Origin of the sequence: Nitratireductor alexandrii, assembly GCF_004000215.1 — a bacterium.
GTDB lineage: Bacteria > Pseudomonadota > Alphaproteobacteria > Rhizobiales > Rhizobiaceae > Mangrovimarina > Mangrovimarina alexandrii.
Genome location: NZ_RBVY01000004.1, coordinates 373,605 through 386,716 on the forward strand (window position 1 = coordinate 373,605; position 13,112 = coordinate 386,716).

Annotated in this window: 14 protein-coding genes; 6 read left to right on the forward strand and 8 right to left on the reverse strand. The window is 65.7% G+C overall.

Annotated features, from left to right (window positions below):
- The first annotated feature begins 8 nt into the window (after window positions 1–8).
- From EP380_RS11345 to EP380_RS11355, 3 genes are all read left to right on the forward strand, one after another.
- Window positions 9–242, forward strand: a complete 234-nt coding sequence (locus EP380_RS11345) for a BolA/IbaG family iron-sulfur metabolism protein (protein WP_106569290.1) — start codon at window positions 9–11, stop codon at window positions 240–242.
- 118 nt (window positions 243–360) lie between these two features.
- On the forward strand, window positions 361–696 hold the full coding sequence (gene grxD, locus EP380_RS11350) for a Grx4 family monothiol glutaredoxin (protein ID WP_106569289.1): 336 nt from the start codon (window positions 361–363) through the stop codon (window positions 694–696).
- A 113-nt stretch (window positions 697–809) separates the two neighbouring features.
- A complete protein-coding gene (locus EP380_RS11355; protein ID WP_106569288.1) occupies window positions 810–2,051 on the forward strand; it encodes a multidrug effflux MFS transporter in 1,242 nt (413 codons plus the stop codon).
- On the opposite strand, the gene ttcA is transcribed toward EP380_RS11355, so the two are convergent.
- The 6 genes from ttcA to EP380_RS11385 form a co-directional block, all read right to left on the reverse strand.
- The gene (gene ttcA / locus EP380_RS11360; RefSeq protein WP_127598695.1) at window positions 2,035–2,928 is read right to left on the reverse strand and encodes a tRNA 2-thiocytidine(32) synthetase TtcA; all 894 of its coding nucleotides are present in this window, start codon (window positions 2,926–2,928) and stop codon (window positions 2,035–2,037) included. The two genes, EP380_RS11355 and ttcA, sit on opposite strands and share 17 nt — an antisense overlap.
- Before the next feature lie 116 nt (window positions 2,929–3,044).
- On the reverse strand, window positions 3,045–3,662 hold the full coding sequence (rpsD, locus tag EP380_RS11365; protein ID WP_106569286.1) for a 30S ribosomal protein S4: 618 nt from the start codon (window positions 3,660–3,662) through the stop codon (window positions 3,045–3,047).
- A 197-nt stretch (window positions 3,663–3,859) separates the two neighbouring features.
- Window positions 3,860–4,786: an SH3 domain-containing protein gene (locus EP380_RS11370; RefSeq protein WP_127598697.1), complete on the reverse strand. Its 927-nt coding sequence runs from the start codon at window positions 4,784–4,786 to the stop codon at window positions 3,860–3,862.
- 198 nt (window positions 4,787–4,984) lie between these two features.
- Window positions 4,985–5,170: a DUF3008 family protein gene (locus tag EP380_RS11375; RefSeq protein WP_106569284.1), complete on the reverse strand. Its 186-nt coding sequence runs from the start codon at window positions 5,168–5,170 to the stop codon at window positions 4,985–4,987.
- A gap of 74 nt (window positions 5,171–5,244) precedes the next feature.
- Window positions 5,245–6,033 carry a glutamate racemase gene (gene murI / locus EP380_RS11380; RefSeq protein WP_127598698.1) on the reverse strand — a complete coding sequence of 263 codons (789 nt, stop codon included), beginning with the start codon at window positions 6,031–6,033 and terminating at the stop codon, window positions 5,245–5,247.
- Entirely contained in the window at window positions 6,026–6,856 is an 831-nt protein-coding gene (locus tag EP380_RS11385) for an RNA methyltransferase (protein WP_127598700.1), read from the reverse strand. Before EP380_RS11385 ends, murI begins: the two co-directional genes overlap by 8 nt.
- A 105-nt stretch (window positions 6,857–6,961) precedes the next feature.
- Here EP380_RS11385 and EP380_RS11390 point away from each other — a divergent pair, with 105 nt between their 5' ends.
- Entirely contained in the window at window positions 6,962–7,297 is a 336-nt protein-coding gene (locus tag EP380_RS11390; RefSeq protein WP_127598702.1) for a TfoX/Sxy family protein, read from the forward strand.
- A gap of 22 nt (window positions 7,298–7,319) precedes the next feature.
- On the opposite strand, the gene EP380_RS11395 is transcribed toward EP380_RS11390, so the two are convergent.
- A complete protein-coding gene (locus tag EP380_RS11395) occupies window positions 7,320–8,225 on the reverse strand; it encodes an alpha/beta fold hydrolase (protein WP_127598704.1) in 906 nt (301 codons plus the stop codon).
- 167 nt (window positions 8,226–8,392) lie between these two features.
- Between EP380_RS11395 and EP380_RS11400 the strand changes: the two genes are divergently transcribed.
- Both EP380_RS11400 and EP380_RS11405 read left to right on the forward strand, forming a co-directional pair.
- Window positions 8,393–9,604 (forward strand): NADP-dependent isocitrate dehydrogenase, encoded by a 1,212-nt coding sequence (locus EP380_RS11400; protein ID WP_106569280.1) that lies wholly within the window; start codon window positions 8,393–8,395, stop codon window positions 9,602–9,604.
- A gap of 3 nt (window positions 9,605–9,607) precedes the next feature.
- Window positions 9,608–10,249, forward strand: a complete 642-nt coding sequence (locus tag EP380_RS11405) for a glutathione S-transferase family protein (RefSeq protein ID WP_127598706.1) — start codon at window positions 9,608–9,610, stop codon at window positions 10,247–10,249.
- 93 nt (window positions 10,250–10,342) lie between these two features.
- Here EP380_RS11405 and alaS read toward each other — a convergent pair whose 3' ends face one another.
- Window positions 10,343–13,000 carry an alanine--tRNA ligase gene (gene alaS / locus EP380_RS11410; RefSeq protein ID WP_127598708.1) on the reverse strand — a complete coding sequence of 886 codons (2,658 nt, stop codon included), beginning with the start codon at window positions 12,998–13,000 and terminating at the stop codon, window positions 10,343–10,345.
- Between the last annotated feature and the right edge of the window lie 112 nt (window positions 13,001–13,112).

Genomic DNA, 13,112 nt, shown 5'->3' on the forward strand with positions numbered 1-13,112 from the left:
ATCTTGCCATGGCCATGGATGCGAACGAAATCCGACGCATGATCCTGGAGGCGATCCCCGACGCCGAGGTGACGATCCGCGATCTGGCCGGTGACGGCGATCACTACGCGGCCGAGGTGGTGGCGGAGAGTTTCCGCGGCAGAAGCCGGGTTCAGCAGCACCAGATGGTCTACGAGGCGCTGAAGGGCAAGATGGGCGGCGTTTTGCATGCGCTCGCCCTGCAGACCAGCGCCCCGGACTGAGCACACCGGCGCAAGCGCTCCTGACGGCAGTGCGATTGCGAAGGACGGTTTTGTGCAATAGATAGGGCAAAGCAAGTGATTTCGCCGGGCCTTGAACCCGGGTGAGAAAGGACAAGCAATGACCGCCATCAACGAATTCATCAGCAACGAAGTGAAAGCCAACGACGTCGTCGTGTTCATGAAGGGCACGCCGGGGTTTCCCCAGTGCGGCTTTTCCGGCCAGGTCGTGCAGATCCTCGACTATCTCGGCGTCGACTATAAGGGCGTCAACGTGCTGACCTCCGACGAGCTGCGCCAGGGGATCAAGGAATTCTCCAACTGGCCGACGATCCCGCAGCTCTACGTCAAGGGCGAATTCGTCGGCGGCTGCGACATCATCCGCGAAATGTTCCAGGCCGGCGAGCTTCAGTCCTTCTTCGGCGAAAAAGGCGTCGCGGTGAAGGGCGCCGCCTGATCCCATCGTCCAGTGATGGCCGTCCGGACCCGCCGGACGGTCGCCCCAGCCATGTTTCATGCGCCGGCCCTCCGGCGCATTTTCATTTCCGCCTCTCGACAGGACCAAAGGTCATGGACCAGCAAACGAGCAAAGAGCCGGGCTACGCGCTCGCCATCCCGCGCTGGGAATTCATCGCCATGGCCGCCGCCCTGATGGCGATCAACGCGCTGGCCATCGACATCATGCTGCCGGGCCTGCAACAGATCGGCGCCAGTCTCGGCGTGGCCGACGAGAATGCGCGCCAATATGTGATCACCGCCTACATTACCGGTTTCGGGCTCACGCAACTCGTCTTCGGTCCCGTCTCCGATCGCTTCGGCCGCCGCGTGCCGTTGCTGGTCGGACTTGTGATCTATGTCGCGGCGGGTTTTGCCTGCGCCTTCACGCCGAATTTTTCCGTGCTTCTGCTTTTGCGTTTCATCCAGGGCCTGGGCGCGGCGGCCACGCGCGTCATCGCGGTCTCGATCGTGCGCGATTCCTTCGGCGGGCGCGCGATGGCGGAGGTCATGTCGCTGGTTTTCATGGTCTTCATGATCGTGCCGGTTCTGGCCCCCGGCGCCGGTCAACTGATCATGCTGTTCTCGGAATGGCGGGCGATCTTTCTGCTGATGGCGCTGATGGCGCTGATCATCACGGCATGGATCTGGCTTCGGCTGCCCGAAACCCTCAAGCCGCAATATCGGCGCCCCTTCACCGCCAGTTCGATCATCGAGGGTTTCCGCATCGTCGTCACCAACCGGCTTTCGGTCTGCTATTCGATCGCCGTGACCGGGATTCTGGGGGCACTGTTCGGCTTCATCAATTCCGCCCAGCAGATCTATGTCGGCCTCTACGATGTCGGCGCGATGTTTCCGGTCTATTTCGCGGTCGTGGCCGGGTTGATGGCGGTCTCGTCCTTCATGAACTCGCGCCTCGTCGGCCGCTTCGGCATGCGCCGCCTCGCCCATGGCGCGCTGCTCGGCTTCCTCGCCGCGACCGGCCTCGCCTTCGGGCTGTCGCTGATCGGCCCGCTGCCGTTCTGGCTGTTTTTGCTGCTGTTCGCCGCGGCCATGGTCCAGTTTTCGTGGATCATGTCGAATTTCAACGCATTGGCGCTGGAAGAGCTCGGGCATGTCGCCGGGACCGCATCGTCCACGCAAGGCTTCGTGCAGACGCTCGGCGGCGGCCTCGCCGGCGCGGCGATCGGTCAGGCCTTCGACGGCACGGTGACGCCGCTTTCGGGCGGTTATTTCTTCGCCGCCCTTTTGGCGCTAATCATGGTGCTGATCGCCGAGCGCGGCCGGCTGTTCCGCACCCTCAACCCGCCTGTGTGAGCGCCAGGCCGGGTTCTGGGTCGGCCGGTTGCCGAACAATATCCAGTCCGGCGAAGTCGAACAGGCTGCGGTCGAGAAGATGCGACGGGCGCACATGGGTGAGCGCGCGGATCATCGTATCCTTGCGCCCGGGCATGCGCCGTTCGATATCGTCCAGCATCGCCTTCATCGCGTTGCGCTGCAGCCCGTCCTGGCTGCCGCACAGATCGCAGGGAATGATCGGAAAAGCCATCGCATCGGCGAAGCGGGCCAGGTCGGCCTCCGCGCAATAGCTGAGCGGCCGCAGGACGAACAGGTCGCCCTCGTCGTTGACGAGCTTGGGCGGCATCGCCGCCAGCCGGCCGCCATGGAAGAAGTTCATCAAGAACGTTTCCAAAATATCCTCGCGATGGTGCCCGAGCACCAGCGCCTGGCAGCCTTCCTCGCGCGCGATCCGATAGAGATGGCCGCGCCGCAGGCGCGAGCACAAGGAACAATAGGTGCTGTTTTCACCGATCTTGTCGGTAACGACGGAATAGGTGTCCTGATATTCGATGCGATGGGCGACGCCGATCGAGGCCAGATAGTCCGGCAGGACGTGTTTGGGAAAATTCGGCTGGCCCTGATCGAGATTGCAGGCCAGGAGTTCGACCGGCAGCAGGCCGCGCCATTTCAGATCGAGCAGCAGCGCCAACAGCCCGTAGGAATCCTTGCCGCCCGACAGGGCGACCAGCCAACGTTCGCCGGCACGCGCCATGGCGAAATCCTCGATCGCCTGACGCATGTGCCGCAACAACCGCTTGCGCAGCTTATTGAACTCGACCGAGGACGGCGCCTCGTGAAACAACGGGTGGCAGCCTTCGCCGCCGGCGTCGGGCATGTGCGCGCTCACACTCATCGGCCGCTCCAAATCCCTCTCCCGCTCGTGTGCATGCGGTTTTGACTATCCGACCCGCCGCCCAAAGAAAAGGCCGCCAGAGCGGCGGCCTTTTCAAATCCGGGTGCTGACAAAAATCAGCGCGAGTAGAACTCGACCACCAGATTGGGTTCCATCTGCACCGCGTAGGGCACGTCGGCGAGCTGGGGAACGCGGGTGAAGGTCGCCTTCATCTTCGAATGGTCGGCCTCGACATAATCCGGCACGTCGCGCTCGGCGAGCTGCACGGCTTCCAGCACCATGACGAGCTCGCGCGACTTCTCGCGCACCTCGATCACGTCGCCGGGACGGCAACGATAGGACGGGATGTTGACCCGCCGGCCGTTCACCTTGACGTGGCCGTGGTTGATGAACTGGCGCGAGGCGAAGATCGTCGGCACGAACTTGGCCCGGTAGACCACCGCGTCGAGCCGCGACTCCAGAAGGCCGATCAGGTTTTCCGAGGTGTCGCCCTTGCGGCGGTTGGCCTCGTCATAGATGCGGCGGAACTGCTTTTCGGAGATATCGCCGTAATGGCCCTTGAGCTTCTGCTTGGCGCGCAGCTGGACGCCGAAATCCGACAGCTTGCCCTTGCGGCGCTGGCCATGCTGGCCGGGTCCGTATTCGCGGCGGTTGACCGGCGATTTCGGGCGGCCCCAGATATTTTCGCCGAGACGGCGGTCGAGTTTGTATTTGGACGATTCGCGTTTGCTCATCGCATTTCCTTTCACAACGTCATGCCCGCAACGCCTGCGTTGCGGGCCAAGGAAACGCGCCCTCCTCTGGTCCCGTTTTCGGAACCTGACAGGGGTCTTGCGCACGCTGGAGCCAAGACACCCACGGGACACGTCATGGAAAACACCGGCTCTCGCGACCCGGTGCTGCGGCTAGCTAGGAGATCGGCGGCAGAAAGTCAACGCCCGCCGCGATGAACCGATTTGAGTGTCGCCAGCTCGGAGGTCTGCGTCGCCGCCGACTCGGCGGTCGCGTCGTTCTTCTTCGCCGCCGCTCCGGCCTGCTGGCGCACGAAGCGCTTGAAGATATAGCCCGTGCGTCCGTCATGCACGACCTGGCACCAGGCCTTGCACGCGACGATGCCCACCTTGGCGCCTTTGGGGATCACGGAAATGATCCCGGCACCGTTGGCGGGGCCGCGACGCATATTGACGGCGGTGGTGATGCGGCCGATAGACTGCGCCGCCGGCGTGGCGGCCGATGCAGACGCGCGCGGCTCGGACACTTCGCTCGCCTCAGCCGGGTTTTTCTCCTGCGTCTCGCCCGGCGGCTGGTCGCGTGGCTCCGGCTCGATCGTCAAGGCCGGCTTGGCGGCACCCGGCAGATAGGCGAGCGCGTCGGGCGCGGACACCTCGTCCGCGCGCGCGTCATCGCCGGCCAGCGCGGCGATCGCAGCCTTGGCGGCAACACCGCCGGTTGCGGCGGCCCAGCGCGGATTGTCCTTGGAAAGCGGTTCTTCGTCGGGCGCGGCCCGGGCACTGACGACCGGCGGCGTCTGCGCGCTGCCCTCGTCGGGCGCGATCGCGGCGGTCGTCCCGGCGTCCGCGTCGACGGCGGTTTCTTGTGGCGGCGCCGGCTTCACATCGGCCAGCGCCAATTTTCCGGGATAGGCGCCCGTATCGGCCGATGTCGGCTCGCCCGACATCGCGATAATGCCGACGGCAAGCCCGGCCCCGATCAAAACGGTGGCAAACAGCGCCGGCAGCGCAAGCCCTTTTTGCCCGCCAAACACGGGCTGGGACTGGAAAACGGTAATCGGTTCGTCAAAGGGAGACGGCGCGATAGGCCCGCCCCTGTCGGTGTCGTTCAAAGTGTAACGCGTCACTCTCCGGCCTCCACGCGAGATTCGCTCCGCTTACGCGGCGATCATCGTGCGCCCCCGCCAGTCTGGCATTTGCTCGCATCTGGTTGCGAGACGATCACGGTCCGATCCGTCGAACGGTCCGAACCGATAATCACTATCGACACAGAATGTGGCATTGATTTGATCATGCCAGGCCCGGTCGGGCCGAAGGCGACGCGTTCAGTCGCCTTTCTTGTCCGGAAGGCCCTTGCGGGCTGTCGAGGCGAGGTCTTCCAGCTCGGCTTCGCTCATCGTCTCGAACATCTCCTTCGACGCGCCGACCAGTTCGTCGGGCGCCATGTCGCCGCGCTTGGCGGCCAGTGCGGCCCCCGCCGCCTTCTGCTGTGCCTTCGATGTCGCCGGCATGGTATGTCTCCTTCTGCTTGCGCAAGGACAATGCCCGCATCGCCCGCCCGGTTCCCGAAGCGGCCGGAAACGCCTTAGATCAGCGCCAGTCCGAAACCCTGGATCAGCCGGCGGATCGCCGGGTCCGGTTTGGCGGCGGTAAAGACGGCAGGGTCAGGCCCGGCCGGGACCCCGTTGCCCTCGCCGGGGCCCAGCAGCGAAACGGCGCGCCGGGCGATCGCCTCGGCCGGGTCGATCCAGTCGACCGGCCAGGGCGCGGTCTTGCGCATGCGGTTTGCCAGAAACGGGTAATGCGTGCAGGCGAGCACGACGATGTCGGTGCGCCGCCCGTCCATGTCCACGAAACAGGGCGCGATTTCGGCCCGCACGGCCTCCTCGTCGACAAAACCCTGCCGCAGATAGGTTTCGGCCAGCGCCGCGAGCCCGACGCTGCCGACGAGCCGGACGTGGCATCGCGAGGCCCATTGGGTGATCAGGTCGCGGGTATATTGGCGCTTGACCGTACCGGGCGTGGCCAGCACCGAAACCAGGCCCGAGCGCGTGCGCTCCGCCGCCGGCTTGATCGCCGGCACGGTGCCGACGAAGCGGCGTCCGGGATAGGCTTTGCGCAGGGCCTCGATCGCCAGCGTTGAGGCGGTATTGCAGGCAATAACCGAAATTTCGGGGTCGAATCTGGCCAAAAGTCGGCCGAACAAGCCGATAATATGGGTTTTCAGCGCCCGTTCCTCCCAATTTCCGTAGGGAAACGCCGCGTCGTCGGCGATATAGACGAAACGCCGGTCGGGCATCAGCACACGCGCCTCGCGCAGCACCGTTAGCCCGCCAATGCCGGAATCGAAGACCAGAACCGGCCGTTCAGCCATCCTCGCCCTCGCTCCTCGCCCCGCGTGTCCGGCGCGCCGGCGCGCCGGCGCCGCGCGGCTCGGTCGGCGAATATCTTTCAAGCGAGGAGATGACGCCGCGCAACAGCTTGATTTCGGCATCGGTGAAGGCGGGCCGGGTCAGGACGGAACGCAGGTTCGATACCATTTTGGGCCGCTTTTCCGCCGGCCGGAAATAGCCGCGCGCCGCCAGCGCCTCTTCCAGATGATCGAGGAAACTGTGCAGGGTGCGTTTTTGCGCCGGCTCCATCTGCGGGCCTGAAAACGCGGTCTGCGCCTCCCTGGCCAGGCCCGACTTCATCCATTCATACGACATCAGCAGCACCGCCTGGGCGATGTTGAGCGACGAAAAGGCCGGGTTGACCGGAAAGGTGACGATCTCGTCGGCCAGCGACACTTCCTCGTTCGACAGTCCGAATTTCTCGCGGCCGAACAAGATGCCGGTCCGCTGGCCGGCACGAAAGCGCGTTCGCAGGACCCGCGCGGCCTCCACCGGCGCGCGCACCGGCTTGAACCCGTCGCGTGCCCTGGCCGTGGTGGCGTAGACGAAGCCGAGATCGGCAATCGCATCCTCGGTGGTGGCATGAACCGTGGTGCGCTCGATGACGTGGTCGGCCCGGCTCGCCGCCGCCCGCGCCTTCTCGCTCGGCCATCCGTCGCGCGGGTTGACCAGCCGCAGCTCCGCCAGGCCGAAATTGGCCATGGCGCGAGCCACCATGCCGATATTCTCGCCGAGCTGCGGCTCGACCAGGATGACGGCCGGCCCCTCGGCGATCAGCGGCCTGTCGCGATTGTCGTCGGCCATCGTCCCGGGCCCCGTTCGTGGATCAGAAAAATCGGTCAAATTGCGCGCGCGCAGCGTCCCTGCCATATTCGTCCGGCAAAGAGAAGCGTTTCGAGGAGGCCTGTCATGACAACGGTCCTCGCCGAGCGGGTGCGCGCCCTGATCGCCGACGATCCCAATACCGGCGAGATCCGCATGTTCGGCGGCATCTGCTTCACCTTGAACGGCCACATGCTGTGCGGAACGATGAAGGGCGGCGACGCCATGTTCCGGGTCGGTTCCGCGCAGGAGGCCGATGCCCTGTCGCGGCCCGGCGCCCGGCCGATGGATTTCACCGGGCGCCCGATGCGCGGCTTTGTCATCGTGTCGCAGGCCGGGCTTGCCGACGACCGGGCAATCGGCGAGTGGATCGCGATCGCGACGCGTTTTGTCGGCGCGCTGCCGCCCAAGTCGAAAAAATAGCCGCATCCGGCCGCGGCCGGGCTCAGGCGGCGTCCGCCGCCAGAAATTCCGCGATCGCGCCGGCCACCCAGCCGGGCCTTTCGTGCAGGATCCAGTGGCCGCAATCCGCCGCGCGCCGGATTGTGGCGGCCTCGGCGTAACGGGCCAGCCCGTCGAGGCAGGCCGGTCTCAACGCCTCGTCCGCCTCGCCCCAGAGCACCAGATGCGGCATGCCGACCCGCATCGCCTCGTCGGGCAGGGACAGGATCGGGCTGTCGGGCGCCGGCGCGCCCGGTTCCGGCACGATGATCGGCGAGGCCCGATACCAGTTGAGCATCGCCGTCATCGCGCCCGGCTGCGACCAGGCGGCGATATAGCCGCGTTCCTCAGCCGGCGTCATCCAGTGCGTGGTGGAAAAGCCGGCGATCATCTTCAAGGTGCGGCGATAATTGTCGGCCGCCATCCGCGCCTCCGCGCCGGGCGCGCGCAAGGTGTTGATATACTGGCTTGCCGCGCGCTGACCGTCATCCTCGAAGATCGCCCGCTGGAAGGCTGCCGGATGAACGCCGTTGGCGATCACCAGATGGCTGAGCCGCTCGGGCCGAAAAAAGGCGTAGGCATAGGCGACCGACGCCCCCCAATCGTGGCCGGCAAGCACGAATCGCCGCGTCGGCGACAGCGCGGCGGCCAGCCGGTCGAGATCGGCCACCATGTTGCGCACCCGGTAAGCCTCCACGCCTTCGGGCTTGGACGACAGGTTGAAACCGCGCTGGTCGGGGGCGACGAGATGATAATGCGCCGCCAGTTCGCCCATCACGTCGCGCCAGGCAGCCCAATATTCGGGAAAGCCGTGCAGGCAAACGATCAGCGGCCGGCCGCGCACGCCCATTTCGGCGCAATGCAGCCGGATATCGCCGGCGTCGAACTCGAAAAACCGTGTCTGACCCACCCTGGCCTCCGCTTGACGGACCAACGCAGGGTGGCCGCGCGTGCAGGCAATGGCAAGTTAGACTTTGGCGCGTTTGCGCGGGCGCAGGCGCTTTGATATAGGGGCCGCGACCCCTTTCCGATACGGGCGGCCGACCGGCCGCCGATCCCAGAAAACGAGGACTTTCCATGGCGAAGATCAAGGTGGACAACCCCGTCGTCGAACTCGACGGCGACGAGATGACCCGCATCATCTGGCAGTTCATCAAGGAAAAGCTGATCCACCCCTATCTCGACATCGATCTGAAATATTTCGATCTCGGGATCGAGCATCGCGACGCCACCGACGACCAGGTGACGGTCGACGCGGCCAATGCGATCAAGCAATACGGCGTCGGCGTCAAATGCGCCACCATCACGCCCGATGAGGCGCGCGTGGAAGAATTCGACCTCAAGCGCATGTATCGCTCGCCCAACGGCACGATCCGCAACATTCTCGGCGGCGTCATCTTCCGCGAGCCGATCATCGCCAAGAACGTGCCGCGCCTGGTGCCGGGCTGGACCAAGCCGGTCATCGTCGGCCGTCACGCGTTCGGCGACCAGTACCGCGCCACCGATTTCAAGTTCCCCAGCAAGGGCAAGCTGACGATCAAGTTCGTCGGCGACGACGGCGAGGTGATCGAGCACGAGGTCTTCGACGCGCCCTCCTCCGGCATCGCCATGGCGATGTACAATCTCGACGATTCGATCCGCGATTTCGCCCGTGCCTCGCTCAATTACGGCCTGCAGCGCGGCTACCCGGTCTATCTTTCGACCAAGAACACAATTTTGAAAGTCTATGACGGACGTTTCAAGGATCTGTTCCAGGAGGTCTACGAGGCGGAGTTCGAGCAAAAGTTCAAGGATGCCAAGATCTGGTACGAGCACCGGCTGATCGACGACATGGTCGCCGCCAATCTGAAATGGTCGGGCGGTTATGTGTGGGCGTGCAAGAACTATGACGGCGACGTGCAGTCCGACACCGTGGCGCAGGGTTTTGGCTCGCTCGGCCTGATGACCTCGGTGCTGATGACGCCGGACGGCCAAACGGTCGAGGCGGAAGCCGCGCACGGCACGGTCACCCGCCACTATCGCCAGCACCAGAAGGGCGAGGAGACTTCGACCAACTCGATCGCCTCGATCTTCGCCTGGACGCGCGGGCTCGCCCATCGCGCCAAGCTCGACGACAACGCCAAACTGGCCGATTTCGCCGCGACGCTGGAAAAGGTCTGCGTGCAGACGGTCGAAGCCGGCTTCATGACCAAGGACCTGGCGCTGCTGATCGGCCCCGACCAGCCCTGGCTGTCGACCACCGGCTTCCTCGACAAGATCGACGAGAACCTGCAAAAGGCCATGGCCTAACCCTTGGCCGGCAAGCCGCGCCTGTTTGGCGCCGACTACAGCGTCTATGTGCGCATAGCGCGGCTTGCCCTTCTCGAAAAAGGCGTCGACCACGAGCTGGTGCCGGTCGACATTTTCGCCGACGGCGGCGTGGCCGACTGGTATCTGGCCCACCACCCGTTCCGGCGCATTCCCGCCTTCGAGCATGGCGATCTGCGCCTGTTCGAGACCGCGGCGATCACCCGCTATGTCGACGAGGCGTTTTCCGGGCCGCCACTCCAGCCGCAGGATGCCGCCCGGCGAGCGGTGATGAACCAGATCATCGGCCTGCTCGACGCCTACGCCTATCGCGCCCTGGTATGGGGTGTTTACGTCGAGCGGGTTTCAAAACCCCAACAAGGAAAAATGCCCGACGAGGCGCTGATCGCGGCCTCGCTGGAAACGGCGCGCACCTGCTTGTCGACCCTGACGCGGCTTCAGGACGGCCACGCCTTTCTCACCGGCGATGCGCCGAGCCTGGCCGATCTGCACGCAGCGCCGATCCTGGCCTATTTCACCCTGGCACCGGAGGGCGCCGCGCTGCTGGCCGATTATCCCGCGCTGGGTCGCTGGTGGCGTGGCCTGACGGCCAGGCCGGCCTTTCGGGCCACCGAACCGACAGGCTGAAAGTTTTTGACCGCCGACAGCCTTCCGGTTGCAAGGAGGCGCCGCCCCCTCGTAACGCCCGATCGCCTGCAGGTTGCCCGGCAGAGGCCTGGATCAGCCGGCCATCGCCGCCTTGACCGCCTCGATCGCCGCCTGCGCCTTTGCGCCGTCGGGCCCGCCGGCCTGGGCCATGTCCGGCCGGCCGCCGCCGCCCTTGCCGCCGAGCGCGGCCGAGGCGACGCGCACCAGATCGACGGCGCTGAAGCGCGACGTCTGGTCTTCGGTGACGCCGACCACCACGCTCGCCTTGCCGTCCTCGCCCGTGCCGACGAAAACCACCACGCCCGAGCCGAGCGCGGTCTTGCCCTCGTCGGCCAGCGGCTTCAGCTCCTTCGGCGAAACGCCCTCCACCACACGGCCGATGAACCCGGTTCCGGCGACGCTTTCGGTTTCGCTTTCGGCCTGACCGCCGCCGCCGAGCGCGAGTTTCTTGCGCGCCTCGGCCAATTCGCGCTCGAGCCGGCGGCGCTCGTCGAGCAGGCTGTCCACCCGGGCCTCGACATCGGCCGGGGCCACTTTCAGCGCCGCCGCCACCGCCTTCAGCCGGCGTTCCTGGGTATCGAGATGGTGCCTGGCCGCCTCGCCGGTCAGCGCCTCGATGCGGCGCACGCCGGCGGCGACCGCGCCCTCCGACACGACGCGCACCAGCCCGATATCGCCGGTCGCCGCGACATGGGTGCCGCCGCACAATTCCACCGAATAGGTTTTTCCGGCTTTGTCGCCTTGGAGCGCGGTGCCCATCGACACCACGCGGACCTCGTCGCCGTATTTTTCGCCGAACAGCGCCATCGCGCCCTCGGCGATCGCGTCGTCGACCGCCATCAGCCGCGTGGTCACCGGCGCGTTCTGCACGACGATTTCATTGGCCATGCGCTCGATGCGCTCGATCTCGTCGGGCGAAATCGGCTTGGGATGCGAAAAGTCGAAACGCAACCGCTCCGGCGCCACCAGCGATCCCTTTTGCGCCACATGCGTGCCCAGCACCTCGCGCAGCGCCTCGTGGATGAGATGGGTGGCGGAATGATTGGCCCGGAGCTGCGCGCGGCGGGCGTGGTCGACATTGAGATGCACGATAGCGCCCGGCGCGACGGTGCCGCGCGCGACCCGGCCGAAATGCACGATCAGCCCGTCGACCTTCTTTTGCGTGTCGGTAATTTCGACCTCGAACCCCTCGCCGGCAATCCGGCCGGTATCGCCGAGCTGGCCGCCGGATTCGCCGTAAAACGGCGTCTGGTTGACGACCACGGCGATCTCGTCGCCGGCCGCAGCCGCCTCGACGCGGGCGCCGTCGCGCACCAGCGCCTGGACCACGCCCTCGGCGCCCTCGCTGGCATAGCCCAGAAACTCGCTCGCCCCGACCTCCTCCTTGATCTGAAACCAGACCGTTTCGGTCGCCGCCTCGCCGGAACCGGACCACGAGGCGCGCGCCTCCGCCTTCTGGCGCTCCATGGCCGCGTTGAAGCCGTCGAGATCGACCGAAATGCCGCGCTGGCGCAACGCGTCCTGGGTCAGATCGAGCGGAAATCCATAGGTGTCGTAGAGCTTGAACGCGGTTTCGCCGTCGAGCCGGTCGCCCTCGCCAAAACTGTCGGTCGCCTCCGACAGCAGCGTCAGGCCGCGCGCCAGCGTCTTGCGAAACCGGGTTTCCTCCAGCCTGAGCGTTTCGGTAATCAGCGCCTCGCCGCGCACCAGCTCGGGATAGGCCTGGCCCATCTCGCGGCTGAGCGCCGGCACGAGCTTCCACATCAGCGGATCGGCCGCGCCCAGAAGCTGGGCATGGCGCATGGCGCGGCGCATGATGCGGCGCAACACGTAGCCGCGACCCTCGTTCGACGGCAGCACGCCGTCGGCGATCAGAAAGCTCGCCGCGCGCAGATGATCGGCGATCACGCGATGGCTGGCCCGCGCCTTGCCCTCGGCCGGCACCCCGGTCGCCTCGACGGCGGCCGCGATCAAGGCCCTGAACAGGTCGATGTCGTAATTGTCGTGCTTGCCCTGCAGCACGGCGGCCACCCGCTCCAGCCCCATGCCGGTGTCGATCGACGGACGCGGCAAGTCGACGCGCTCGTCCGCCGCCACCTGCTCGAACTGCATGAAGACCAGGTTCCAGATCTCGATGAAACGGTCGCCGTCCTCGTCGGGGCTGCCGGGCGGACCGCCGGGGATCGCCTCGCCGTGGTCGAAAAAAATCTCCGAACACGGACCGCACGGACCGGTATCGCCCATCGCCCAGAAATTGTCGCTGGTGGGGATGCGGATGATGCGCTCGTCCGGCAGGCCGGCGATCTTCTTCCACAGGTCGAAGGCCTGGTCGTCGGTGTGGTAGACGGTGACCAGGAGCCGGTCCTTGGCGAGCCCGAATTCCTTGGTGATCAGCGTCCAGGCGAGTTCGATGGCGACATCCTTGAAATAGTCGCCGAACGAGAAATTGCCGAGCATCTCGAAAAACGTGTGATGGCGCGCGGTATAGCCGACATTGTCGAGATCGTTGTGCTTGCCGCCGGCGCGCACGCATTTCTGCGCCGTCACCGCGCGGCTGTAGGGCCGCTGCTCGACGCCGGTAAAGACGTTCTTGAACTGGACCATGCCGGCATTGGTAAACATCAGCGTCGGGTCGTTGCGCGGCACCAGCGGCCCGGACGCCACGATCTCGTGTCCGTTCTTTTTGAAGAAGTCGAGAAAAGCCGACCGTATCGCGTTGACGCCGCTCATGGATGTGCCTTCTTGAAAGCCGCCGGAAAACCCGGAATTTGCGAACCGGCTTCTTATCGCCCGCCCGGATGGCTGTCCAGAAACCGTTTTGCAGCCGGCCTTGCCGCACGCC